20 protein-coding genes are annotated in these 25859 nt (G+C 56.9%); 10 read left to right on the forward strand and 10 right to left on the reverse strand.

Annotation, left to right across the window (positions count from 1 at the left end; all coding sequences use genetic code 11):
• The first annotated feature begins 147 nt into the window (after positions 1 to 147).
• Entirely contained in the window at positions 148 to 1407 is a 1260-nt protein-coding gene (locus tag JT718_RS05380) for a cysteine desulfurase-like protein (RefSeq protein ID WP_205500845.1), read from the forward strand.
• A gap of 225 nt (positions 1408 to 1632) precedes the next feature.
• A complete protein-coding gene (locus JT718_RS05385) occupies positions 1633 to 2352 on the forward strand; it encodes a pseudouridine synthase (RefSeq protein WP_205500846.1) in 720 nt (239 codons plus the stop codon).
• Between the two features lie 55 nt (positions 2353 to 2407).
• On the opposite strand, the gene JT718_RS05390 is transcribed toward JT718_RS05385, so the two are convergent.
• The 3 genes from JT718_RS05390 to JT718_RS05400 all read right to left on the reverse strand — a co-directional run bounded on the left by JT718_RS05390 (position 2408) and on the right by JT718_RS05400 (position 4348).
• Positions 2408 to 3436, reverse strand: coding sequence for an alcohol dehydrogenase catalytic domain-containing protein (locus tag JT718_RS05390; RefSeq protein WP_205500847.1), 1029 nt, complete (start codon positions 3434 to 3436; stop codon positions 2408 to 2410).
• Positions 3437 to 3668: 232 nt separating this feature from the next.
• A complete protein-coding gene (locus JT718_RS05395) occupies positions 3669 to 3911 on the reverse strand; it encodes a hypothetical protein (protein WP_205500848.1) in 243 nt (80 codons plus the stop codon).
• Positions 3912 to 4051: 140 nt separating this feature from the next.
• Positions 4052 to 4348, reverse strand: coding sequence for a hypothetical protein (locus JT718_RS05400; RefSeq protein WP_205500849.1), 297 nt, complete (start codon positions 4346 to 4348; stop codon positions 4052 to 4054).
• 345 nt (positions 4349 to 4693) lie between these two features.
• On the opposite strand from JT718_RS05400, the gene JT718_RS05405 reads away from it, so the two are divergent.
• Entirely contained in the window at positions 4694 to 4915 is a 222-nt protein-coding gene (locus JT718_RS05405; RefSeq protein ID WP_205500850.1) for a hypothetical protein, read from the forward strand.
• A gap of 73 nt (positions 4916 to 4988) precedes the next feature.
• Here JT718_RS05405 and JT718_RS05410 read toward each other — a convergent pair whose 3' ends face one another.
• On the reverse strand, positions 4989 to 8324 hold the full coding sequence (locus tag JT718_RS05410; RefSeq protein ID WP_205500851.1) for a UTP--glucose-1-phosphate uridylyltransferase: 3336 nt from the start codon (positions 8322 to 8324) through the stop codon (positions 4989 to 4991).
• A gap of 47 nt (positions 8325 to 8371) precedes the next feature.
• The gene (locus tag JT718_RS05415) at positions 8372 to 9331 is read right to left on the reverse strand and encodes a UTP--glucose-1-phosphate uridylyltransferase (protein ID WP_205500852.1); all 960 of its coding nucleotides are present in this window, start codon (positions 9329 to 9331) and stop codon (positions 8372 to 8374) included.
• Between the two features lie 571 nt (positions 9332 to 9902).
• Here JT718_RS05415 and JT718_RS05420 point away from each other — a divergent pair.
• A complete protein-coding gene (locus JT718_RS05420) occupies positions 9903 to 11924 on the forward strand; it encodes a J domain-containing protein (RefSeq protein WP_205500853.1) in 2022 nt (673 codons plus the stop codon).
• 445 nt (positions 11925 to 12369) lie between these two features.
• Positions 12370 to 12615 (forward strand): hypothetical protein, encoded by a 246-nt coding sequence (locus JT718_RS05425; protein ID WP_205500854.1) that lies wholly within the window; start codon positions 12370 to 12372, stop codon positions 12613 to 12615.
• A gap of 110 nt (positions 12616 to 12725) precedes the next feature.
• On the opposite strand, the gene JT718_RS05430 is transcribed toward JT718_RS05425, so the two are convergent.
• Positions 12726 to 13817, reverse strand: coding sequence for a PAS domain-containing sensor histidine kinase (locus JT718_RS05430; protein WP_205500855.1), 1092 nt, complete (start codon positions 13815 to 13817; stop codon positions 12726 to 12728).
• Positions 13818 to 14742: 925 nt separating this feature from the next.
• Here JT718_RS05430 and JT718_RS05435 point away from each other — a divergent pair.
• Together JT718_RS05435 and JT718_RS05440 are read left to right on the forward strand one after the other, a co-directional pair.
• Positions 14743 to 15906: a glycoside hydrolase family 43 protein gene (locus JT718_RS05435; protein WP_205500856.1), complete on the forward strand. Its 1164-nt coding sequence runs from the start codon at positions 14743 to 14745 to the stop codon at positions 15904 to 15906.
• A 188-nt stretch (positions 15907 to 16094) separates the two neighbouring features.
• Entirely contained in the window at positions 16095 to 16286 is a 192-nt protein-coding gene (locus JT718_RS05440; RefSeq protein WP_205500857.1) for a cold-shock protein, read from the forward strand.
• A gap of 232 nt (positions 16287 to 16518) precedes the next feature.
• Here JT718_RS05440 and JT718_RS05445 read toward each other — a convergent pair whose 3' ends face one another.
• The 3 genes from JT718_RS05445 to JT718_RS05455 form a co-directional block, all read right to left on the reverse strand.
• The gene (locus JT718_RS05445; protein ID WP_205500858.1) at positions 16519 to 17517 is read right to left on the reverse strand and encodes a 2-hydroxyacid dehydrogenase; all 999 of its coding nucleotides are present in this window, start codon (positions 17515 to 17517) and stop codon (positions 16519 to 16521) included.
• A 572-nt stretch (positions 17518 to 18089) separates the two neighbouring features.
• Complete coding sequence (locus JT718_RS05450; protein ID WP_205500859.1) at positions 18090 to 18623, reverse strand: transposase; 534 nt, start codon at positions 18621 to 18623, stop codon at positions 18090 to 18092.
• Between the two features lie 95 nt (positions 18624 to 18718).
• The gene (locus tag JT718_RS05455) at positions 18719 to 19450 is read right to left on the reverse strand and encodes a pseudouridine synthase (protein ID WP_205500860.1); all 732 of its coding nucleotides are present in this window, start codon (positions 19448 to 19450) and stop codon (positions 18719 to 18721) included.
• Between the two features lie 103 nt (positions 19451 to 19553).
• Between JT718_RS05455 and JT718_RS05460 the strand changes: the two genes are divergently transcribed.
• The 3 genes from JT718_RS05460 to JT718_RS05470 all read left to right on the forward strand — a co-directional run bounded on the left by JT718_RS05460 (position 19554) and on the right by JT718_RS05470 (position 23987).
• A complete protein-coding gene (locus JT718_RS05460) occupies positions 19554 to 20378 on the forward strand; it encodes a DUF4488 domain-containing protein (RefSeq protein ID WP_205500861.1) in 825 nt (274 codons plus the stop codon).
• A 597-nt stretch (positions 20379 to 20975) separates the two neighbouring features.
• On the forward strand, positions 20976 to 21734 hold the full coding sequence (locus JT718_RS05465) for a class I SAM-dependent methyltransferase (RefSeq protein ID WP_205500862.1): 759 nt from the start codon (positions 20976 to 20978) through the stop codon (positions 21732 to 21734).
• Between the two features lie 276 nt (positions 21735 to 22010).
• Complete coding sequence (locus JT718_RS05470; protein ID WP_205500863.1) at positions 22011 to 23987, forward strand: cellulase family glycosylhydrolase; 1977 nt, start codon at positions 22011 to 22013, stop codon at positions 23985 to 23987.
• 151 nt (positions 23988 to 24138) lie between these two features.
• On the opposite strand, the gene JT718_RS05475 is transcribed toward JT718_RS05470, so the two are convergent.
• On the reverse strand, positions 24139 to 25545 hold the full coding sequence (locus tag JT718_RS05475) for a S8 family peptidase (RefSeq protein WP_205500864.1): 1407 nt from the start codon (positions 25543 to 25545) through the stop codon (positions 24139 to 24141).
• Positions 25546 to 25859 lie beyond the last annotated feature (314 nt).

Genomic DNA, 25859 nt, shown 5'->3' on the forward strand with positions numbered 1-25859 from the left:
ATCAAATCAGGACAGAAACGGGGCCTCAAAATAGCACTCAGGCCTGGTCCGGTGCTGCCCTGTTTTGCCAGAAAAAGGATATATTGCCCGGCGGCAGGCACCGGTTGCTGCCTGCCCGGCCTTCACCCACTTCACTACCGCACACCCATGAGCCAGCTATCCATCCAGCAGTTGCGGGCGGCCTTCCCTGCCCTTCAGGAAACCCCAGACAGAAAACCCTTGATCTATTTTGATGGTCCGGGCGGCACCCAGATGGCGCAGCCGGCCCTGGAGGCCATGGTAGGCTACATCACGGCTGGCATGGCCAATCTGCACGGGGCCTTCCCCACCAGCATCAGAACCGAGGAAGTGCTGGAAAGCGCCCGAAACACCGTTGCCGATTTGCTGAATTGCGCCCCGGCCGAGGTAGCCTTCGGGCAGAACATGACCTCGCTGGCGTTCGCCATTGCCCGGAGCCTGGGCCCCTTCCTCACGGACCAGGACGAGGTGGTGGTGACCGAGCTGGACCACCGCGCCAACGTAGACCCCTGGGTAACCCTGGCCCAGGACAAAGGCGCCGCCGTGCAGTTTATTCCCGTAAACCCCGCCACGTACACCCTGGACCTGACCCATTTGGAAAGCATCATCACCGAACGCACCAAGCTGGTGGCGGTGGGCATGTCCTCCAACGTGACGGGCACCGTTACTGATCTGGCCCCTATCATTGCCCGGGCCAAGGCGGTAAACGCTTGGGTGGTGGTAGACGCCGTACACGCGGTACCGCACCTCACCCTCGATTTCCGGCAGCTGGGCTGTGATGTTTTGCTGTGCTCGGCCTATAAATTCTTCGGGCCGCACGTGGGCATTGCGGCTATCGCTGCCTCGCTCTTTGAGAAGCTGCCGGTCTACAAACTGGCCCCGGCCCCGCAGCACATCCCCGACAAACTGGAGACGGGCACGCAGAACCATGAAGCCATCGCCGGGCTGATAGGCGCCATCTCCTTTATAGAAGGGCTGGGCAGCGGCGTCACCCGCAGAGAACGGCTGCAGACCGGCATGCAGCAGATTGCGGCGCACGAACAGGAACTCACCACCCGTTTGGAAAACTTCTTCCAGAGCCAGCCAGAGGTACGGCTGTACCGGGCTCCGGCCGGCACGCCCAAAACGCCCACCTTTGCCTTCACCGTGGCCAACGTGCCAGCCCGGCAGGTGACCAGCTGGTTCGCGGAGCACTACGGCATGTGCCTTGCCGATGGCCATTTCTACGCCTCTACCCTGGCCGAGAAGCTCCAGGTAAACCCGCAGGGAGGTTGGGTGCGGATTGGCCTGGCGCCCTACAACTCCCTGGCCGAGGTGGCCTTGTTTGAGCAGGGCCTGCGGGAATTCATCCGGCTGCACGTGCCCCAGCCAGCGGGTTCCCCGGCGTGACGTCTGTTTTGGAGCCATTTGCTGGCAAGAGGCCCCAAAACTCCCTGGCGCTGCATAGAGAATATACACTGGTTTTGGGGCTTACCTGGGCTTTGGCCTATGTTCAGTTGGGGTTCTGCGGGATAGGGCTATCCCGTCTCCATTCTTTCAGACGAAGTGTTCTTTATCTTCTTCGGAAGGTGGGCGTATTTCTGCGTAGTTTTGGGGTTTTAAGCGTAGAAACCAGTGCTGGAGATTATTTACGAAGACGCCCATTACGTGGCCATCAACAAACCCAATGGCTTGCTGGTGCACCGCACGCGCATTGCCGAGGAGAAAAAGGAGTTTGCCCTGCAGTTGCTGCGCGACCAACTGGGGTACCGCGTACACGCCGTGCACCGCCTGGACCGCGGAACGTCTGGGGTGTTGCTGTTCGCCAAATCGCCCGAGGCCACGGCGCCGCTGGTGAAGGCCTTTGAGGCGCGCGAGCCCCAGAAAACCTACTATGCCGTGGTGCGGGGCTACACCCCCGAAAAAGCCACCATTGACAACCCCATCCGCCCCGACAAGGACCACCAGCACAAAGAGGCCCAGGAGGCCGTGACGCACTATGAGCGGGTAGCTACCGTGGAGCTGCCCATTGCTGTGGGCCGCTACCAGACGGCCCGGTACAGCCTGGTGAAAGTCACCCCGGAGACCGGGCGCATGCACCAGATCCGCAAGCACTTCGCGCACATCAGGCACTACATAGTGGGCGACAAAAAGCACGGCGACTGGCGGCACAACCGCATGTTCCTGAAAGAATTAGACAGCCCGTATATGCTGCTGCACGCGGCCTCGCTGGCCTTTGTGCACCCGTTTACGGGCCAATTGGTAGAAATCAGGGCCAAAGCACCCGAGAACCTGCAGCGCTTGTGCCAGCGGTTTTCCTGGGGCGCCGTGCTGGAGCAGGAAGGGCTGGGATAAAAATGGGTTTACGCCTGCTTTGTTTTCGGGCCGAACCTATAAAAACAGTCCCAGATCAGCCGTCTACCTGCACCACTACTTTGCCCACGGTTTTCCCGCGCTGGAACAGGTGAATGGCCTGGTGCATCTCGGCAAACCCGTACGTGTGCCCAATGTGCTGGGGCGCCAGGTGCAGGGCCTGCAGCTCCCGCAGCAACTGGTGCATGAGGTCTACCTGCTCATACAGGTAGATCAGGTTAAAGCCCATCAGGGATTTGTTCTGGGTGGGCAAGCGCAGCGGGTCTATTTTGGGGCGGCGCAGGAACTTCCAGACGAGCATAGGATAGTTGGGCCTGGGGCTGTGGCTGGAGAAACTGGCGTTGCCGTACACCACCATTCGGCCCATGGGGGCCATGGCCTCCCAGCCCTGCTCCAGAATCTTCCCGCCAATGCACTCCATGATCAGCAGCAGGGAACGCTGCTGCAGGGCTTGCCGCAGTTTCTGCGGGAACTGTTTGTCCCGCAGGAGTACGGCGCCAAAAGCTTCGTGCTGCTGCAAGAAGTCAACCTTGCTGGCCTGCCCCACCGTGCCGATGGTATACGCCCCAACTTTCTGGCAGATGCGGTTGGCCAGGATGCCCACCCCGCCCGCCGCGCTGTGGATGAGCACGGTCATGCCGGGCTGCAGATTTCCCAGCTGGGTGAGGGCGTAGTACGCGGTAAGCCCCTGCACCAGGAAACCGGCACCTTCCGCAAAGCTCCAGCGCGCCGGCAGCGGCGTCACGTACCTCTGGTCCAGGTTGAGGTGCGTGGCATACCCCCCGAAGCGGGTGACACCCATCACCAGATCGCCCACCTTCCACTCCGTTAGCGCGCCGCCCACCGCCACAATCTCCCCCGAAAACTCCAGCCCTGGCACAAAGGAGCCCGCCGGCGTGGCGCTGTACAGGCCCTGCATGGCAAAGACATCGGCAAAGTTCAGCCCAATGGCCCTTACCCGCACGCAGACCTCCTCTGGTTGGGGAGGCGGCAGTTGCTCGGTCACAAGGGTCAAGTCATTGATGGAACCCGCCTTGGGCATGCGGTAAACCTGGCGTTGTAGCATTGGGTAGAGCGGCAGTTGAACGGGAGATTATGGAAAAGGCACTTCTTCCCCAGCCAAGGGGAGCAGGCCTCGGAAGAAGCGCACACGGGGAAAGCATCTGCCAGCCGGCGTTTCGGGCCGTTTTCTCCAAAAACAAGCCCAAATCAAGGCCTAGGTTAGGCCCCGTTTTGATCAGGACAACCTACTCGTCGGCCGGGCCGGAAGATAACTTACGAATGGAATAAACCGGGTACTAAATGCCTTCGCCCGAGGTGCCGGTGGGGCTGCCCTGGTCCCCGGTGCCCCCGGTAAGTTTATCGGCGATGGCGCGGCGGGTTTCTTTGCCCAGCGTTGCCCCAATGGCCAGGCCTACCCCGGCCCCCAAAAGCGAGTACAGCAAGGGCTTGCTCCCCACAATGGATTTCACCCCTTTGTACGCGCCTCCCTGGTTCTTTTTGCCTTTGCTCTTTTTGTCTTTCTTTTTATCCTTTGACATAGCGTTCAAGGTTTTGTGCCCATCAGAAGCAGAGCTCCTGCTGGCCTGTACGTGATAAGTTGCTTGTTACTGAGGGTACGCCCTGCCCCTGCGCAAGGTTGGCGCGGGCTGCGCTGCCGATTGGCTCCGCCGGTGGCGGGTTACGCCTGGTCGGCGGCTACCAACTTGGGCTGCTTTACTTCTTTGGGTTGCTTGCCCTCTTTTTTTGGTTTTTCTGCCTTCTCCTCTTTTTGGCGGATGGGCGTGTTGTGTCCGAACGCCCACAGGGCCGACGTTACCCTTTCCAGCAGGGAGTTGGCCCTGTCTGGCCCAATGGCGGAGGCCAACGCCACCCCGGCCCCAACTGCTCCCAGCAGGGCATACACAATCCGGTCATCCTTGATGAAGGGCTTTACCGCTCTGTAAAATGACTGGTGCTTTTTCTTTTTTTTAGCCATGGGGATCAGTTTGGTTTGATACTTGCATTGCCCGGCACAAGCAGTGCAGAACGGCAATGGGCACCATTTTTTACGTGCCCCCTTTACGCTTAGTTCTGGCGGTGCCCGGTAAGCAACAGCAGGAGATGGCAGGCGGACGAAGAAGAAGTTCCTCACCAAAGCACGGCAGGGAGGTAAACCACTGGCTTACGGAATTACTTCCTGCGCAGGAATTGGAAGGTAAAATCTTAGGTGGAGGAGGACTGCGGGCGGGGCCTCGCTTTTATATATTCAATTTTTTTGCTTACTTTTTTAAATTATTGAAAGAGTTGAACCTTTCTAATACGTTGTTAAGTATATTTCGGCATGGAGAAGCAAGTGCTTGAAGAGGTTACCAAGGATGCCTTAGACATTATTATCAGAAATTACCCGGCTCCTTTGCGAAAAGAAGTGGATCGCCTCTTTGATACCACCTTTATCTGCTACTACTCTGCCGACGCCCCCCCCGGCCAGGAAGAGGGCCCGGTTGCATTTTCCATCCATTGCGCCTCCTGCCACAGCTATTACATTGCCGCTCCCATGGGCTAGCCGTTACCCGTATAATCATAAAAAAAGGAGAGGCTTACCCCTCTCCTTTTCTTTTTAGCTAACCGGCCAAGTTTCAGGAGAAACTGCCCAGCGCCACAATGTGGTCTTTGCTGCCATCGGACACCCAGGCGTCTAACTGCGCGGGCTCCTTCATCTGCTGCCCGCGGTGCCGCGGTACGGCCAGGTACCCGCATTTGAGATCGGGCAAGCCCGACATGTCGCTCCAGAGTTTTTCTATCTGCGCCACCGGGAAGATGTCTTCCTGGCCGTGGCCCCACCGGTACTTCACGTCTTTGATGGTCACGTAAGTGGGCATGCGGTGCGCCACGCTGCGCACCGCTTTGGCCAGCCGCGCCTCATCTCCGTTCCTGAGCTCCGCGCGGGTCAGCCCAAACAGGGCCAGCAGCGGATCTATCTGGATCCAGGTGGTCATGGTGTTGTAGTAGCTCAGGTTCAGCTCGTCTTCCTCACGGGGTTGGGCCAGGCCTTCCAGCAGGCGCACCTTTCCGTTGACCCGCGCCAATCCGCCCCCGCGGTCCTCAATGCGGCGGGGCACCACCTCAAACGTGAGCACGTTGCCGGACTCCAGGTGGTAGCCCAGGGCGGCCGGGTCTACATCGGCGCCCAGGGTATCAATGTTGTGCAGCATGAGGGTCTCCAGCTGGGGGTTTTCTTCCAGGATCTGGGCCAGCACCCCGTTGCGCAGCAGGTTTGAGACCTCATACCAGTGCCCCAGCGGCGAGAAACGCTGCGAGGCAATGTTGTCTACGTAGTCGGAGCCTTCGCCCTTGGCCTTGGCCCAGCTGATGAGGGCCCGGCGGCCCGCCTCACGCACCTTTTGCTTGTTCTCGTCCAGGGTCTCCTGAGGCATCTCCTCCCACAAGAAGCGCAGGTCGCGCTCCATGGGCACGTAGCGCTGGCCAATGGAGCGGCCGGTGGACAAGTACACCGGACCAGCGTAGCCGTATTTCTGCGTCAGTTCCAGCTTCTTCCGGATGGGTTCATGGGTCAGGTAGCTGGTGGCCACAATGTGCGGCAGCAGGGCTCCGTACTTCTCAGAGACGGCCTTGGTCTTGGCCAGGTGGATCTCCAGGAAACTACGGTGTACGCCGTTCACCTCCACAAACGGGTTCAGGGCCTTGATCACCCCGGCGCCCTTGGTCCACCGGCTGCCCACCCCGGCAGCCAGGCTTAGCACGGCCACCCGGCTGCCCCGGATGGCGGCCTCACCGGTTTCTACCGCTCCCTGCAGGTTTTGCAGGTGAGCCAGGTCAGCGACGCTTACATCTTCAATGGTGGTTTCATTAGGCAGGCGGTTACGCGACAACCCAATGTAGCCCTTCTGCAGCTGCTCCCTTATTTCCTCGTGCTGGATAAAGTCAAAGCCGTTCTCCTTTTTGATGCGGGCCGCTTTCTCGTTCTCCTGAAGCTGGCTGCCCTGGCTGGAGGGATCAGACACCTTGAACAGGTTGCTCACAATGGTGCGCAGCAGCGGGTACGCCTGGTTGTGCTGGCCCACCCGGGTGGTGAAGTAGTCAATCTCGGCGCGGCGCACGTACGAGATGGACTGCGGGTCTTTCTTCACCAGCTCAGAGACGTGGATGGCGTAGTACTGCTCCGGCATGAGGGCCTCGGGGCCCTGGTGCAGGTAGGACCAGGAGCCCTTGTGGTTGATGCTCCAGTTGTAGACCACCGGCTCCATGGCGAACGGCAGGGAATCGGAGAGATCGGCTTTGGTGGTGCGTAAAATCTCCAGCACCCGGGCTTTGTATTCCTGGTACCGGTCTGGGTTCACAAACATGCCCATGCCCCCGCCCGACATGCCGCCCAGCATCAGGAAACCCAGGTAGTCCTCGCCAAACTCCTTTTTCGCCCGGCGGATGATCTCCTCGGTGAAGTGGGTGGAGGCCCAGGGAATGATGGTCTTGATGGGCTGCTCAAAGTTGAACGCCGTGTTGGCGGCCAGCTTCCGGATGTCGCCCTCCTTCAGGGCGGCCAGGATATTGTCAAATACCTGGTTGGTTTTCTGGCGCGCCTCCCACTCCTGATCGCCGCGCAGCAGGTACTTCTCGGTTACCATCTCCAGGATGGGCCCCACGTTAGAGGCCATGCCGCCGTGCATGAGCACCAGCGAGTTCATCAGCCTGTCGGCCATCTCCGGGTGCAGGTCTTCGCCCTGCAGTACCCGGTGGCGGGGCAACAGCGTGCCCCGGCTAATGCCAAACTCGGGGTCGCCTTCCTGCGAGAAAGTGCCCTGAATGGCTTTGATGCCCGGCCAAACGCCGCCGGAATCCTGCCAACCGCCGCCCGAGCCCCCGATCCATTCGCCCAGGATGGCCCTTGAGGCAACCAGCCGGCGCTCGCTTTCCTCCAGTCCGCCCACCAGTTGCCGGGTTTGCCCCGTGGCGCGCATGAGCAGGCTAATGATAGAGCCCAGCAGGTTGGTGGACACGGCAAAGCGGGAGCCCTTGGGAATATCGTTCACCTTGGTCACCAGCTCAAGGCCCATGCCCGGGGCCACCATGCGGGCCAGGATCTCCGGCAGCGATTGGTTGGTACCCTCAAACGAGGGCGGAACCAAGCCCGAGGCGATCACCCCGGCCTTCACCAGGCTCAGGTAGTCGTTCCCGAAGTTGAACAAGTCGTCCAGGTCCTGGATGTCCTTGGAAGTGTTCAGGTCAATGCTGGTCACCCGCAGGACGGGCTCGGGAATTACGCGCACGTACGACTGCAACGGCGGCCGGATGTCTTTGTCGCGGCCGAACACCCCCAGGTCAATGGAGATGTTGAGCACCCGCGCCCCTTCGGGGTAGTCCATGCCCAGGAAGAAGATATCGGACCAACCGCTGTGGGTCAGGTCCATGCGTACGGCGGTTTGCTCCTCCAGCACGGGGTAGAACAGCGATCCTTCCTGGCGCTGCAAGAGCTGCGGGTGGATCTTGATGGGGTGTTCCTCCTGGTGCCCTACCCTGAACATCCACTGGTTTCCCTTGCTGGAGCGCACACTCTTCCTGACCTGGTCGGCCAGGATCTGGAACGAGAGATGGTGGTAGCTTTCGGCCAGGCCGCTGAACAGGGCCGCGTTGGGGCCGTGGAGGTCTATCTCTTTCAGGAAGGTGGCAATGGCGTGCTCAAACCGGCGCGAGAGCAGGTCTTCAAACCCGGCGTACGGGATCTTGCCGGTAGGCGGCGTTTCGGCCGACTCCATCAGGAAGAACCGGTAGCCGGCAAACAGGAACTGGATGGCCCGTACCTTGTCGTACAAACTGGGGGTGGTTTTCCGGAAACTGTCTAATTCCCGCAGGGCTATGAACAAGTCGTTGGAAGACATAGTCCGGCTCATCTGGAAGAAGGAACGGTTGCGCTCTACGGGGTTGGTGGATGTAATGGTTTGTATAAATGGATTCATTTGCCTCTTGCTTATACCTCAGGACTCTTGTTTGCCGCACCGCTGGGTTAAACCAGCTGGGCTTGTTTGCGCTGGTTTGCCTCGGCCAGAAGTTCCACCATAGAGGTTAAGGTTTCATCATGGGCCTGGCCGGCCAGCCCCAGGGCAATCTGGGCCTGCAGCAGGCCTTGTTTCTTGCTGAGGTCATAGCGGTTGCCTTTCACTTCCAGGGCCAGGTATTTCTCGGTGGCCGCCACCTCCTGCAGCGCAGGCGTGAGCTGAACATTCTGGGTGCCGCTTTCTATCTGTTGCTGCAGAATGCTGAACACCGAAGGCGTGAGCACGTGCATCCCGAAGAAGCACAGGTAAAACCCGGCCCGCAGCCCAGGGGTCTGCAGCTCCAGTTCGGCGGTGCTTAAAGAAGGCTTTTCAATGATTTTTTCAATCTGGTACACGCCCTTCTGGTGCGGAAGGTGCTTGCCCGTGAGGGTACCGTACCGGTGGATCTGGTGTTCAATGGTAGGGTTCACCGCCGACACGGCGCAGCCTTCCTGCACGGCCAGGTTGATCAACTGGGAGGTGCAGCGTTGCCCCGCCAGCGAGGAAACGTACAAATGGTCGCCCAGGAGCAGCAGGAAAGGCTCCTCCTTCACAAACTCCCGGGCGCAGTACACGGCGTGCCCAAAACCAAGTGGCTCCTCCTGTTCCACAAACTGGATGCGGGTACGCAGGTGGTCCACCTTCTCGGCTTCTTCCCTGGCCCAGTCGGTGTTCTTGAAAGACTCCAGCAGGTTGGTGCGCAAAGAGGCAAAGGCTTCCTGGTAGCGGGGGGCATCGCCGGGGGCGCACACCACGCAGATTTCCTCAATGCCGCTGGCAAACGCCTCCTCGGCAATAATCTGGAGAACAGGCTTGGTGAGTCCGTCAATGTCTACTACCGGCAACATCGCCTTTTGAACCGTATCAGCAACGGGGTACAGTCTTTCGCCACGGGCGGCAGCTGTAATCACAGCTTTTCTTATGTTCATAGTCTCAAGAATAGGGTCAACGCAATAGGCTTATGAAAGGCCATATGCTCAAATATAAGGGAAAGTAAAGAATGCATTGAAGCAGTTTTGATCAGGTGAACTCACGCAAAAACCAGGATACTACCCAAAACCGAAGCCATAAGTTGTGCCCCTTTCCTCACCTTCCTGGTAATCAACTAGTACTATTTTCCGGGACCGGTTACTGCAGCGACAGGGCTCGTCAAAAAAGCATATGGTTCTTACAACCTTGGCTGTGGCTAAGTAGCCTGCTCCACAGCAACACGGGTGTTAGCCCTCGTCCTGCCAATGGCTATCACTCCAGGCACTTGGTCTTCGCAAGTAGCAGCTAGGGAAATCCTTTCACCAACCAAGTTAATCTTTGAAATAATCTATTTCTGGTTAAAACAAGTAAAAAAATATTAGAAATTATAAATTTATTATTAAAATAGTATATTAGTGCATGAATTCACCTGCGGGTGAACCTCCAGAAAAATGGAATAGAATACCAGATTGTACCCATCAGCTTTAGGCTGTGCTTAAGAAATAAAGGATTACCACCGCAAAGCAAGCTATGCAGAAGAACTACTACCAATTACTTGGAATCAAAGAAACGGCCTCACAGGGGGAAATCAAGGATGCTTACCGTAAGCTGTCTAAGCGGATTCACCCGGACCTGAACCAGGGCGAGCCTTTCTTTGAGGAATATTTTAAAGAGGTGCTGGAGGCCTACGACACCCTATCTAACCTGGAGAAAAAGCGGACCTATGACTCTAACCGGTTTAGCCCCCCCAGGGTGGGTTCGCAGAGTCCCACCCGCAACATTGAATTTGAGATCACGCGCCTGCAGATGCGCCTCAGGGACCAGAATGAGCTGGTAGCCGCGTTACAGCAGGACAAAAAATCCTTGTCGCAGGAGCTGGACCACTTCGTGAAGGCTCTGTTTGAGGTAAAGAACGAGCGCAGTGCCCTGCAGCGCAAAGTGCAGGAACAGGAAATGGAGGTGAACGTGCTGAAGCAGGCCCTGAAAAAAGGCCAGCAAGCCCCAGCCGCCCCCCAACCACCCAACCAGCAAAAGAGGCTGCAGGCCCTGGAACTGGAGCTCCAGCAGTGCCAGCAGAGCATTGCCAGCAAGACCGAGGAACTGGCCCTGGAAGCGCAGCTGAAGCGCTCACTGGAGAAAAAAGTACAGGAACTCACCCAGCAGGTCAGCCGGGCCAAGCAGCAGGACCAGCAGACGGAAACCCTGCTGAAGGAATCGGTGCAGCAGAAACAAAAGCTGCAGCAGCTAGAGGCGCAGGCGCACCAACTTACCGCCGAGTTAGCCCGTAAACAGCAGGAACTGGCACTTGCCCAGCAGCAAAAGCACACCCTGTTGCAGAATCTGCAGGAAATGGAAAAAAGCCAGCAACCTGCCCCGGAGACCAACCCTTCACCCGGCTCTAACCCCAACGACACGCACCGGCAGATCAAGGAACTGACCAGCCAGCGGCAGGCCCTGCAGAACCGGGTGCACGAACTGGAGCTGGAAACCACCCACCTGCGGCAAAAGCTGGAAGACTCGGCGCGGCACCTGGCGCAGGAAACCGTTCAGAAGAACGGGGCTTTGCAAACAGCCGAGGCTCAGGCCGCCCAGCTGCAGGACTTACAGACCACCCTGGCCCAAACCACCCAACAGTTGGAGCAGGTAGAGCGCCAGAAGCAAGCCTTGTACAAGCAGGTGGCTGCCCTGGCGCAGGAAAAGGAACACCTGGCAGCCCAGCTCCAGGAAAAAACCGGGGAAGCCCACCACTTGGCGGAGAAAACAACCGAGCTCCAGCAGCAATACCAGGCGGCCCACCAACAAACCGCTCAACTACAGGCCACCCTGCGCGAGCGGGAGCAGCAGCTTACCCAGGAGCGGAAAGAAGCGCAGCAGAAAGAACAAACCCTGGCCGCCGCCGCCAAACAAAAGCAGGAGTTGCAGCAGCAGCTGAAAGAGGTAAAGCAGAAGCAAGAGGCGCAGCAAGTGGCCTTGCAGGTGAAGATACAGGAGGTGGAGAAAGAAGCGGCCCAGAAACGCAGCCTGGAAGCCAGGATCACTGCCCTGGAAAAGGAGAAGGCCACCCACCAGCTGGAAATTACCGAACTGAAAAAGGAAACCGTGGCCGTGCGGGCAAAATACGCCCACCTGGGGCACATTCAGCCGTTTCTGGTGGAGCACATGGACTTCTTCAACTCAGACAAACCCAAGGAGTACGGCACCTCCTTTGAGAGAGGGGACATCAAATACATCTTCAGCCGCATGAAGATTATTCCCTTTGCCCAAACGCCCGGCCAGTTAAGCGTGCTGGTGAAGTACATAAAACCAAACGGCCAGCTGTACTTCAACCCCCAGTCGTCCCCAACGGGGTACTCGTTTGCCGCCACCCTGCGGTACGACCCCAAGGAAGAATACCTCTACCTCTCGGGTTGGGGCAGCGACCAGGGAGGCAGCTTTGTGGCCGGCGACCACCGGGTGGAGATCTACGACGAATCGGGCCGCCAACTCAGCAAGGCCAATTTCCAGGTAAAAGAACAGATCCTGAAGCTCTCAAAACTGAAAAGCTTCTTCTAAGCTGGCGCCTGTGCACCAGTTGCCTTCAGACACGACCAACGCCAGCCCAAGGGCAACTCCCCACGCCAGGCGGCCAGACCTAACGTTTACCAGAGCCCAATTTCCTGCAGAAAAGGTAATTGGGCTTTTTCTTTGTCCTGCTGCACAAGTGTAGCTCCCAGCAATTCCCCTGCTCCGTTTGCACTTGCTCCCGGTCAGTTCCTTAAGGCAATTCATGTTTTCCGCTTTAGCGTAGGCACATAGCCCCATTCTGTTTTCGACCCATTTTCCAGAAAACACCGGCAAAACGAGGTTGAAACCTTGGTTTTAGCTCAGCTTAGGTTCCGTTTGGGGCCGACTAGGTTTTAAGTGGCTTTTACCAAATCTGGGCGGGAAACGGCGGCCCCATCGTGGCGGGATGGGCGGGTGGTGGCGGGATCAGAAAAAGTTGTTATCTTAGGAAACCATGGAGAAGAAGGACCAGATTATGGCGGTGCTGTACGCAAAGGCAAAGGGGTTTCCGGTGCCCGAGGACCATCCTACCCCGTGCGGGGAGGTAGCCCAGGCCACTCACCTCACGGTAGACGCGGTGCTCACGCTGGCCCGCCAACTGGCCGAAGAAGGGTTTGTCACCCTCTGTCCTCAGCAGGACCCACCCCTGCTGTACCTCACCGTGCTGGGCGTTATGCGGGGCCGAAAGCTGACGGCTTGACGCACCACGGGGCAAACTGGCCCTGGAAAGGGTGGCTGGGCCAAAACAGTACTCCACCGCAAGCGGCAAACAAAGAGGATTCCGAAGACAGGACCCAGCGGGCCAAACCGTTATTGCGCGGAGCTCCGGGGCAGTTTGATGAAGAAAGTGGTGCCTTTGTTTTCTGCGCTCTCAAACCAGATCTCCCCTTTGTGCCACTCCACAATGGTCTTGACGATGGACATGCCCAGCCCAATGGATTTCTCGCCGCGCAGGCCCGGGCGGCGGGCGGGGGTAAATTTATCAAACAGGGTGACGTGGTACCGCTCCGGAATGCCCACGCCCGAATCGGCTATCTTTATCAGAATTTCGCCGTCGTTCTTTTCCTCCAGGCTGATGGTGACAGTCCCCTCCTCGGGGGTGAATTTCAGGGCATTGGAGATCAGGTTGGTAATGGCTTGCATGAACTTGAGGTCGTCAATCTCGGCGTAGATCTCTGGTTTGCTGTAGTGGAACGAGACGCGGGTCCGCAGCAACTCGCCCCTTGCGTTGTAGTACTCCTCCAGCATTTCGCCCAATACCCTTACCATGTTCACGCGGCGGGTCACAACATGCGTCTGGGAAGACTCCATAAACTCCTGGTTCATGAACTCCCTGATCAGGTCTGCCCCCTGCTGGCTGCCCTGCTCTATGAGCCGCAGCAGGTGCCGCACCTCCTCGTTGGAGGAATCCTTCAATTCTTCGGCCAGGAGACCGGTCAGGTTGCGGATCATGCCCAGCGGAGCGGCCAAGTCATGCGAAAGGATGTTGAGGATGGAGTCCTTCTTGTTGGAGAACCGCTTGAGGTGGTCGTTGTACTGGCGCTGGGTGGTAATGTCTTCGGCATGGCCCAGGATCTGGGGTTCTGCCTGGTCCTGCGGCAGCAACGCCAGGTTGAGGCACACCCACTGCTGCTCCAGCTGGGGCAACTGCACCCTGAATTCCACTTCGCGGCTGCTGCCCTGCTCTATCAACTCCTGCAGACACTCATGCAGGTAGGCCTGGTCTTCCTGGTGAATGTACGCCAGCAGGGCGCCGGGGTCTATCTCATCCCCGGGCAACGGAAAGGTAGCCCTGAAAACAGGACTCTGGTACGTAAACCTGCCGGCATTGATGTCATAGACAAAGAAGGCCTGGTGCGTTCGCTCAATCAGGGCCTGAAACAACTCCGGGGAAGGATGCATAGAGGTTAGATTAGGTAGGAGGCAGTCTGTTAGGGTGTATGAGGTATTTTACCCAGATTCACCCCGAAATGTTTTCAGAGGCAGGAACAATCCCCGGGGCGCGCACTATCCTTCAGGTACAAAGCGGTTTCCGGCTCTGTGTTTACTCTCCCCAAGCGGCCTGTAAGACTAGGCTTCCAGTTCCTGTTCTGGTGGTAGACTGCCCTCCCACGCTATAGCCTTGGAACTTTTCCACTTTAGATGCCCTCATAGCTCTGCGGGAGGATGCTTACTGTTTTTGGCTTCTTTTTAGGAAAACAGCCCTAAAACCGACAAGCTTTTGGGCAAAGTTCTAAAAGGAAAGCCTAACCCGTTGGGTGCACACCGTACTCTCACAGTCCTACGTTCAATTTTTAGGCCTTCTATCTGGTAAAAAGCCTCTGAGGTAATTTCCTCCGCTACCCTCCCGAGGAGCCAATCACCTCCACCAAGTCCCTCCCACCTCTGCTATGTCACGCACCCTCGGCCGAATAGATTAGCCACAACCCCAGCGCCAAACCGCCTTATGCTACCCCCCATTCCCTCGTTCGCCAGAGGCGTGTACGAGTTACCGAGTGGCCTCTGGCCGCCAGGTACAGGCTCCAGGCTTAAAGATTTTCTCCTCCTAACCCCCGAACTCCGTTGCCCCACTCGTACTCTAGGAGCAGTCGTTCTGCACAAAACTCAGCCGCTCCATTTTATAGCCATTTTCCAGAAAGTGGCCCCAAAACCCGCTTTAGGCTAGACCTGAGCCAGCCCGCCAGTAATTACCGGAGCGCCCCAGAGACACGTATTACTTACTCCCGTCGTTGACCAAGTGCCTTGAGATCGCGGCTCTGCGCTGCGCCGGCAACCGGGTGCGCGAACTTTTGTGTATATTTAGCTACTTCACCTCAACCCCTTGCCTATGTTCCTGAAAAAAAGCGCTCTGATCCTTTCCTTCGGGCTGTTGGTGGCGGCCTGCCAACCGGCCAGCCAGACCCAGGCTCCGGACGCCCCTGCGGCGGTGAGCACCCCCGCCCAGGCCATGTACAAAAACCCGCTGGATGTGCAGTTCGGTGATCCTTATGTGTTGTATGATGCACCCAGCAAGATGTACTATATGTATGGCACGGGCGGCGGGGCCAAAGAGGGCTTCAGCACGTACTCGTCTAAGGACCTGGTGAACTGGAAAAACGAGGGGCAGGTATTCTACGGCAACACGGCCGGTTCCTGGGACGTGAAGAACTTCTGGGCCCCCGAGGTGTACCACCACAACGGCAAGTACTACATGTTCTACTCTGCCGACTGGCGCTACAACCCCGGCAACGAGGAAGAGAACTTCCGCATCGGCGTGGCCGTGGCCGATAAACCTACGGGTCCGTTCAAGAACATCTCAGACAAGCCTATTTTTGACCCGGGTTACCCTATCATTGACGCCAACGTGTACTTTGAGCCCAACGGCAAGATGTACCTCTACTACTCGCGCTGCGCCTATGAGCACCCGGTGCAAAGCGAGGTGGCCGACTGGGCCAAGCATCAGGGCTTGTTCAAGGAGATCGAGGAAAGCTGGGTGTACGGCGTGGAGCTGAAACCCGATTTCAGCGGCGTCATTGGCGAGCCGGTGCTGCTGCTCAGACCGCCGCTCAAGATGAACGATGCCCAGGCCGAATGGGAAAGTCGCTCGGTGACCTCCAAGGAAGTGAACCGCCGCTGGACCGAGGGTTCTTACACCTTCAAGCACGGCGATACCTATTACATGATGTACTCGGCCAACTACTTTGGGGGTAAGAACTACGCCGTGGGCTACGCTACCGCCAAGCATCCGCTGGGCCCTTACACTAAAGCCAACAACAACCCGGTACTGCAGAAGAACACCGAGCAGGGCGGTGAGGTCACCGGTACGGGCCATAACAGCATCGCGTACTCGCCAGACGGCAAACAGATGTTCTGCGTGTACCACGGCCGCACCACCGCCACTGGCGAGGAACGGGTGGTTTTCATTGACCCCATGCGCATTGAAAAAGATGGCCGACTGGTGGTGGACGGACCCAGCACCACGCCCAAACCCATGCCCCTGGCTAAAAAGTAGCGGAGCGTTCACCCGGAGCCTACTTTTTAGCATTTAGCAGAAAGGCTGGGCTCTGGTGAAAAATAGTTTCTACTTTTATAGGCCTTGATCTGCTTTAAAGCGGGTTTTGGAAAATGATCTGGTTTATCTTCCAGCCCTGCTGAACGATTCTCCGTACAGGAGTGTCATCACAGTATAATAACAATCATATGAATCAAGGAACAGTAAAATTCTTTAATGACGAAAAAGGCTTCGGCTTCATTAAAGACAACAATTCAAATCAGGAGTACTTCGTGCACGTGTCTGGTTTAGTAGATGAAATCAGAGAAAACGACGAGGTAGTCTATGAGCTTCAGGAAGGAAGAAAAGGACTAAACGCCACCAACGTAAAACTGGCTTAGTCTTTCGCTATAAAGACAAATTGCTTCAAAAGCCTCTCCCACCCGGAGAGGCTTTTTTTTATGTCCTTTTCTTAAAACAGGCCTAAAACCAACCAGTAGATTTAGGAGGTATGCAGGTCAAGTTTCAACTTTATTACAGGCTGCATGGACCTAGTAAATCAAAACCCTTAGACTACCCCTCTTAACCAGCGATCCCAACTCAGGACTCAGGACTCAAGACTCAGGACTAAATTCAGGACTGGCTTTTCACCTCATTCACCAACTTTTGCCCCTGCTCAAAGTCGGTGATGTTCTGGAGGGTGACCTGGGCGATGCTGTGCAGGGCCTCGGCGGTGAAGAAAGCCTGATGTCCGGTGATCAGGACGTTGTTGAACGACAGCAGTCGCATGAACACATCGTCCTGGATCACTTTGCCCGAGAGGTCTTCAAAGAATAGGTTTCCCTCCTCTTCGTACACGTCAATGCCCAGGTACTTGATCTTCTCGGTTTTGAGTCCGGTGATCACGGCCTGGGTATCAATCAGGCCGCCGCGGCTGGTGTTGATGAGCATCACGCCGTCTTTCATCTGGGTGATGGAGGCGTCATTGATGAGGTGGTGGGTCTGGGGCGTGAGCGGACAATGCAGTGAGATGATGTCTGACCCGCCGTACAGGTTCTCCAAAGAGGTAAACTCCACGCCCAAGGCCTCGGCCTCTGGGTTGGCCTGCACATCATATCCCAGAACCCGGCACCCGAAGCCTTTGAGAATGCGGGCCGTGATCAGCCCGATGTGGCCCAGCCCAATTAATCCCACTGTTTTGCCGTGCAGGTCAAAGCCCATTAAGCCGTTGAGGGCGAAATTCCCTTCCCGTACCCGGTTGTAGGCCCGGTGTGTTTTGCGGTTCAAAGCTAAGATGAGGGCCAGGGTATGCTCGGCCACCGCATAAGGCGAGTACGCCGGCACCCGCACCACCCGCAGCCCCAGTTGGGCCGCCACCGGCAGATCCACGTTGTTGTAGCCCGCGCACCGCAAGGCCACCAACTGCACCCCGGCCTCGGCTAAGCCCTGCAGCACGGGCGCATTCAAGGTATCATTCACAAACGCGCACACCGCCGTAGCTCCCTTGGCCAGCACGCAGGTATTTTCATTAAGCGGTACCTCCAGGAACTCTAAGGTGTGCCCGTGCGCCTGGTTGGCCTCGGTGAAGAACTGCTTGTCGTAGACTTTGGAGTTGAAGAAGGTGATGTTCATGGGCCTGTAGCGTTTTGTTGTCTATACGAGGCAAGTTAGAAACAGGAGCCTGACAGGAAAATGACTTTGGTGGGTTGGGAAGGTGAGATTAGTGCCGGAGTTGGATTGCACTAGGTGTTGGGCAGTTTCCCTTGTTGAGCTGGTAGTTTCATATTCCAGAAAAAGAACAGGTCACGACTTATTGGTACAACCTGCGTTCTCTTTACCTAAAAGAAAGATAGATTCTCTCTTCTGCTCATTTAGCAAGGCTAGCTTATATTTAGTCATTACGGTCTAAATGCTGTATTTCTATTTAGAAAATAAGATCTTAAAAGGAGCGGCGGCAGGCAAACCCTTACACCCCTGCCATAAAACCGAATTAGCTTTTATTCCCCTAAGTACGGACAGGTCGCGACCTGTCCATCCACGCATTCCCGAGCCTCTTATCCAGATTTCTCTATAACTACGTGGAGATCAGGAATAGGTGGAAAATTGGGAATGCGTAAGCAATGCGTGGGAGGACAGGTCGCGACCTGTCCGTACTTTAATTTGCTTTCCTTTCATTTGCTTTGCTTTCCTTGCTGAAAGGCTAATTATCTTCTGAAGGTATCGTCCTTCCACTTGGCGGGATTATGTTCTATATAATTCTTGATATTGAAGAAGCTCTTTTCATCTCTGATGATATGATCATGGAAAGAGCGGTGCCAGGCAAACTCCGGCATACCGGCCAGCCTGATGAGCTTTGAGGTGGTGGTCTTATAAGCTCCCATGATCTCCGATAGAGATTTAATCTTCTGCATTCCATAAGGTACGGACAGGTCGCGACCTGTCCTTTCACGCATGGCAGCTTCTGCCCCACTTTCCAGATCTTCCCTGCTAATCTCTACTAAAGCATGAATATGATTGGGCATTACCACAAACGCATGGGAGCGCAAATACGGATATTGCTCCAGCAACCAGAACCATTGTCGCTCCGCTATCTGCCCATACCCATTCAAGTGCATCGCGCCATTTACCACATCGCCAAAGACACAGGCCATCTCTTTCACGCAGGAGGTGACGAAGTAGAAGGCATCCTGGCGATAGTCGAAGCCGAGGAGTCTATTTCTTTTCCGGTCTGGTCGCATGGTTGCTTTTTACGCAAATGCGAGAAAGGGAGATTGAATCTGGATGGCGATTGATTGGGTATGCGTGGGTGGACAGGTCACGACCTATCCATACTTTATTTTGGAAGATCAGGAATGTTTTGGAGAGGGAGATCTTGGTGTAGTTCCTGTATTTGCACATTTGTTAAGGTAAGCCACTCCCCCGGCTGTAACTCTCCTAACTCAATTGTTACCATCCTTACCCTCACCAACCGCTCCACGGTATACCCCAGCTTATAGCACATGCGGCGGATCTGCCGGTTGAGTCCCTGCGTGAGCACAATGGAAAACGTCTTCTCACTTACTTGCTGTACCTGAGCAGGCCGCGTCTTCTGGCCCATGATCACCACCCCGGCGGCCAGTTGTTCCAGCGCTTCGGGGGTTAAGGGCTTGTCTACCGTCACCACATATTCCTTTTCCTGATGGCTTTCGGCATGGCAGATGCGGTTGTAGAGGGTCCCGTCGTCCGTGAGCAGCATGAGCCCTTCCGATTCTTTGTCCAGCCGCCCTACCGGGAACACCCGCACGTTTAAGTTCAGGGCCTGGGCCAGGTTGTGCTCAATGGCGGGGTTGAGCGTAGATTCCACGCCGCGGGGTTTGTAGTAGGCCAGGTATGTAAAGGTTTGGGGTGCCTTGAGCACCTGCCCGTCCAGAAGCACCTCGTCCTCTGGCCGCAGCGCCTGGTTCAGCTGGCCTTTCTGTCCGTTCACCAGCACCCGTCCCGCCGCAATGGCCTGTACCGCTTCCTGGTTAGACATCCGGGCTTTCTGCACCACAAAATGCCGCAGCGATGACGTAATTGCTTTCATGCCGCAAATATCCTGAAAACAGGCCAGAAACGGCGGAAGCCTCTCAGATTTCGTATTAAAGGTACCTGAAACTCAAATCTTCCACCTAGCTGATCTTCCACGTATGGCAACACTCTCCGTTTTCATCTCGCAGGTACTAGTGAGCCTCCTGGTACTTTTGGCAACCGGCCCCCTGGGGACCTCCCCGCAGGCACCCGCTGCTTCACAGGCCCAGACAGCGGCACCTGGACAGACCACCCCGAAGGCCACGGAGCTGGAGGGAGCCTGGCACCTCGTGCCCAGTTCCCGCACCGGGCAGCAGGCCACGCAGGTCATGCTCCTCGCCGATGGCTTTTTCACGGTGGCGCAGTTTGACAAGGCCGGGAAGAAATTCATGGGCACGTATGGCGGCACCTATCGCCTGACTAACGGGAAACTCACGGCCACCTATGAGTTCAACACCTTTGACAGTACCAAGGTAGGCTCCTCACTTACGGGAAGTTACACCCAAAAGAACGGAAAATGGCAAATCCAGGGGGTAAACGGAGCGGGTACCACGCCGCTGGCCTGGGAGAAAATGCCTGCCCAAAACACCAACTCTCCCCTGAACGGCGCCTGGCGCATCAGCCACCGCGAAGGGCAGGACGGCCAGATGAACGCCATGGTACCGGGCCCCAGGAAAACCATCAAAGTACTTTCCTCGGACCGGTTTCAATGGATTGCCTTCAACTCTGCAACCGGCGGCTTCTTTGGCACCGGCGGCGGCACTTACACCGCCCAGAACGGCAAATATACCGAGCACCTGGAGTTCTTCTCCCGCGACCCTAACCGCGTGGGCATGGCCTTGTCCTTCAACTTTGCCATGAAAGACGGTAACTGGCACCACAGCGGCCTCAGCAGCACCGGCAACAAAATCAACGAGATCTGGCAGCGCCTGTCAAAGCAGTAGTCCTGCGTTGAAGTTGGCTCAGGCGCATAATGTCATTTCCTAGAAGCAACTAAGAAGTGGTGCTGCTTCTAGGAATAGGTCGCTTGGTTGCGCCTTAAAGCATGCTTCAAACCGTGGGTTATGCAGAATGTCCCAAGTTTGCCTGGACCCTTACTACTTATGACCTTCATCGGAATATTTTAATGTGTGACTTGAATTGTTTTTCATCCATTTTCAGAAAAACAGGCTCTAAACGAACCAGAACAGCTATGCACCTTACTCGCTTTTTCAACTTTTTAAGATGGGAAAGCAGATGGTCCCCATTTGAAGGGGGTTGGGGGATGAAAAGGAGTTTAAAGCATCAGACAACTTTGAGAATGGGTAGTTACTTCAAATTCGCGTAGGATGAAGGCCATTTTCTGCACGAGTGATCAACCCCCTACCCCCTTCAAAGGGGGACGATCAGATACTGTGACAAAGAAGGATTGGTAAGGCATCAAGAGGATAGAAAGCAATAGGACTGTGTAGGACCATTAGAAGGTTTAAGGACCTTCTTCCTCTTACAGGCAAACCATTCTCTCTTTGCTGGGTTTATAAGACGCACCTGATTTCTCTCCCATGAAAAGAAACACCTTCCTTCCGCCTTACCTGGTTCTCCTCCTGCTTTGGGGCACGTTGCTTCTTTTTGCCGGGGCCTGTGATTCGCAGCCGGTGAAAAGCCAGCAGGCGACAACATCCGTTTACGCCACCAAAACCCCGCACCCCGATGGCACCGGCAAGGTGTACCTGGGCCGGGAGATTGCGCATGTGATGTCGGCGGCGGGCGGCGAGTGGTTGGAGCGTGACACCCGCCAGGAAGAAGAGAACGTGAACCTGGCCATCCAGAAACTGAACCTGCAGCCTAATAGCGTAGTCGCCGATGTGGGCGCGGGTACCGGATACTACACCTTCCGTCTCGCGCCATTGGTGCCGCATGGGAAAGTGTACGCCGTGGAGGTGCAGGATGCGTTTGTCTCAGCGCTGGAAGCCCGCAAAAAGGAACTGGGCCTCTCCAACGTAACTGTGGTGAAAGGCAGCGCCCAATCGCCTAACCTACCGGAGAATTCCCTAGACCTGGCCATCATGGTGGATGTGTACCATGAACTGGCGTACCCGCGCGAGATGCTGCAGGCGCTGCACCGGGCCCTGAAACCCACCGGCCAGCTTCTGCTGCTGGAGTACCGCGCCGAGGACCCCAATGTGCCCATCAAAGAACTGCATAAAATGAGCGTGGCCCAGGCTAACAAAGAACTGGCCGCCAATGGGTTTACTTTGGTTAAGCGGGAAGACTTTCTGCCCATGCAGCACTTCCTGCTGTACGGAAAGAGGCAGGAATAGCTTGTTGAAGTTGATGTTCAGTTCTATTAGTTCACGTCCCTTGCGTTACCGGAGCGCTCTGGGTTTCAGGCCCGTTTTTCAGAAATCGGGTCAAAAACAGGAGAAGACCATCTAATCCGTTTGCCTGCGCCAGGCTTTCGCCAACCACAGGGTGAGGCTACCCGGGGAAAGGTGTGCCTCTTGCAACCTGAACAGGATAAAGAAATACCAGAATTTTCCTACCTTAAACACTTTCCCTTACAGACTTACATGATTTAGACCTCTACTCCTACCCACATGACCGCCAGAACCGGAAAACTTCGTAACGCCACCCCGTGGTGGTGGCTCTGCCTATTGGCTATGTTTTTCCTCCCGTTTCGGGGAAACGCCCAGGAAACGCCTTTTAAGAAGGGCATCAACCTGACCAACTGGTTTCAAGCCAACAGCGCCCGGGAAATTGAGTTCACCCGCTACACCAAACAGGACTTTGCGCAGATCAAAAGCCTGGGCTGCGACGTGATCAGGCTACCCCTCAACCTGCACGCCATGACCAAGGGCGCGCCGGACCATACCCTGGAGCCGCTGTTCCTCTCCTTCCTGGACGAGGCCGTGGACTGGGCCGAGGAGCTGGGCCTGCACCTCATCCTGGACAACCACTCCTTTGACCCCAGCGCCAGTACCCAGCCCCAGGTAGAAGCCGTCTTGGAGAAGGTCTGGACCCAGCTGGCCCAGCGCTACCTGAACCGCTCAGAGAAGCTGTACTTTGAGATCCTGAACGAGCCGCACGGCATTGCAGACGCGCAGTGGGGCGCCATCCAGGGCCGCATCATCCAGGCCATCCGCCGCCATAACACCAAACACACGCTCATTGTGGGCGCCACCAACTTCAACAGCTACCACAACCTGGCGCAGCTGCCCGTGTACCCAGACCCGAAGCTCATTTACACCTTCCACTTCTATGATCCGTTCCTGTTCACGCACCAGGGTGCCAGCTGGGTACAGCCTTCGCTGGTGTCGCTGGCCAACATGCCCTTCCCCCACCGGGCCCTGGACATGCCGCCCCTGCCCTCCAGCCTGCGGGGCTCCTGGATGGAAGGCGCCTACAACAGCTACGCCCAGGACGGCACCGTGGCCAAAGTAAAACAGTTAATAGACATTGCCGCCCAGTTCCGGGATAGCCGCCAGGTGCCCGTGTTCTGCGGCGAGTTCGGGGTGCTGATGAACAACAGCCGTCCCGCCGACCGCGTGTTCTGGTACGGCGAGGTGCGCCGCTACCTGGAGGAGAAGAAGATTGGCTGGACCACCTGGGACTACCACCACGGCTTCGGCCTGTTCAACCAGGGCGGCACCGACCTGTTTCAGCACGACCTCAACGTGCCGCTGCTGCAGGCCCTGGGCTTCACGGTGCCCCCGCAAACGCCGTACGTGAAGCAGCCCCAGCGCACCGGCTTTGCCGTTTACACCGATTTTCTGGGAAAAGGGACCCGAAACGCAAGCTTCGGCGGCTCGGTAGATTTCTACTTTGACCAGAAGCCCAACAACGGCCGGTACAGCCTGCTGTGGACCGGCGCCCCGCAGTACAGCAGCATCGGGTTTGACTTTGCGCCCAATCTGGACTTGTCTCTCCTGAAGCAGGAAGGCTACGCGGTGGATTTCCTGTTCCGGGGCACAGGTCCGGCCACCCGCTTTGACCTCCGCTTCCTGGACACCAAAACCGCTGACCCCACCGACCACCCCTGGCGCGCTGCAGTGACGCTCACTCCCCAGCAGGTGCTCTTTGACGGCCGCTGGCACCACGTGCGCCTCCCCTTGAGCCTTTTCACCGAAACGGGCTCCTGGGACAACGGCTGGTTCAACCCCGAGGGCAAGTTTGACTGGACCAGCATTGACCGCCTGGAAATCACCGCCGAGCACGGTCCCCTGGGCCAGGCCAAACTCTGGTTTGACAACCTGGTCATTTCCAACCAGGACACCGCCCAGGTCTATGACCACTCGGTGTATACCGGCGCCATTACGGGTAGCGCGTCGGCCCTGGAGCAGGCAGCGGTAAGGGTGTTCCCCAACCCGGCCCGGGGCCAGCTCACCGTGGAGACAACCCTGCCCGGCCCGCTTACCGCCGAATTGAGCAACAGCGTGGGCGCGCGGGTTTTACAGGCTACTTTTACCCAGCGGCTAAGGCTCTCCACCGAAGGCCTGGCGCCTGGGGTGTACCTGCTCCAGGTCATTCAGCCCAACGGCCAGTCCACCACCCGCAAGGTCATGCTGCAGCCGTGATGCCACCTGGCCTGGAAGTACCCAGTCGGTTGGCCCGCCTTAGTGCCCGCCAGCATAAGTCCCGGAGCTTTCAGTAACTTCCTTAGCCCCCAAGAAAAAAGGGCCGTCCTTTGCTTACAGCAGGACGGCCCTTTTCTTGGGGGTGGGTGGCTTAGAAGCTACTTGCATTCAGCCTTCCCTCGGTTACGCATTTACCCGCCATAGACGCAGTGGGTACCGTATTACCTAAGATAGCTTGCTTGATAGCGGCAGCCGTGGCGCCCGGGTGTGAGGCCGCGTACAGCGCGGCGGCGCCGGTCACGTGCGGCGTGGCCATGGAAGTGCCGCTGTAAGAAGAATAAGAATTGAAGGCGGTGGTGGAGTTCACGCCTGAGCCCGGGGCAGCAATGTCTACCGTTTTGGCCCCGTAATTGGAGAACGAGGATTTAGCCCCCGAGGATGTAATGGACGCTACCGAAATGACGTTGGCGACCTCATAGTTGGCGGGGTAATGGGGAGTTCTGTCATTGTCATCGCCTACCCCGTCTTTGCCGCCGTTGCCAGCCGCGGCGATGAACAGGATGTTCTTGGCGTTGGCCCGACTGATGGCATCAAACAGCGCCTGGGAGTAACCGCCGCCGCCCCAGGAGTTGTTTGAGGCCACTAGGTTGATGCCGTGGCGGTCCTTCAGGTCGGTGAGGTAGTCAATGGCTTTCACGGCATTGGCCGAAGTACCGCCCCGGCGGCCCAGGAACTTGCAGGAAATCATTTTTACGTTCCAGTTCACGCCCACCACGCCCGTTCCGTTGCTTTCTGCCCCAATGGTGCCGGCCACGTGGGTGCCGTGGTCATCCAGGCTGCCGCGGGAGCCACCGTCGTACACGGTATTGTCGCCCCCGTCAAAATCCCAGCCGTTCACGTCGTCAATGTAACCGTTGCCGTCATTGTCTATCCCATCCCGTTGATCATGGGGGTTGACCCAGATGTTGGCATCCAGATCAGGGTGGTTGGTTTGGATTCCCTCGTCAATGACGCCAATTACCACGGCAGCGCCACCGGTATGGCCCGCGGCCCAGGCTGCGGCGGCCTGGCTGCCGTACTGGTTGGCGGGCGACGTGGCGGGGCCGTACATGCCCCATAAGGAACCATTGGTAAAGTAGGTATCAGTAGCGGTAGCCCCGTGGGTGTAGAGGTAGTTGGGTTCGGCATACGCTATGCCCGGGGCACCCCGCAGCCGGCCCAACGCCTCCAGGGCAGCCATGGGGGTGTGCACCAGCACCAGGCCCTCCTGGTCGCCCAGGCGCTGCATGGTCTTGGTCAGGATCTTCTCCTTCACCTTGCCGCTGATGCGTGCCAGCACCGCCGCCTTGGCTTCCTCAGCTGCCCCGGCCTTGAATTTCACCAGCACCTCGTTGGGTACCATCTGCTGCCCATCGGCACTGCGGGCCTCGGCTTGGTCCGTGGCCGTGAGGTCATGGTTCTCCAGCAACTTGTCTGTATCACAGGCGGTGAACAGAACGCCCACCAGCACCGAGGCTGCCAGGGCAGACTTTCCAAAATACACGCAATTCTGTTTCATGAGTAAGGGGAATTAGGGTTGGAAATGAAAGGAAGTGAATGATGTATCTAAATATACAACTTTAGATGAGTTATTTACAATTTAACCCAGCTTATTCTATGGGCTGTTGCACGTCTGATACCTCCCCTAACTCCCATGCTCCTAATTGATTAAACCCTTAAAGCCACTTCTCTCCCTTTCTGCTTAACATAGTAAGTATTCATAATATACAATACATTTCCTCCTTCCCTTTTTCCTTCCATCCTGGCCTTTGCTTTAGGCTTGGAAAAGAGCCTAAACAAAAAAGCCGCCCTGCGGAGCGGCAGGACGGCTTT

It is taken from the genome of Rufibacter psychrotolerans (assembly GCF_016924645.1).
Lineage (GTDB): Bacteria > Bacteroidota > Bacteroidia > Cytophagales > Hymenobacteraceae > Nibribacter > Nibribacter psychrotolerans.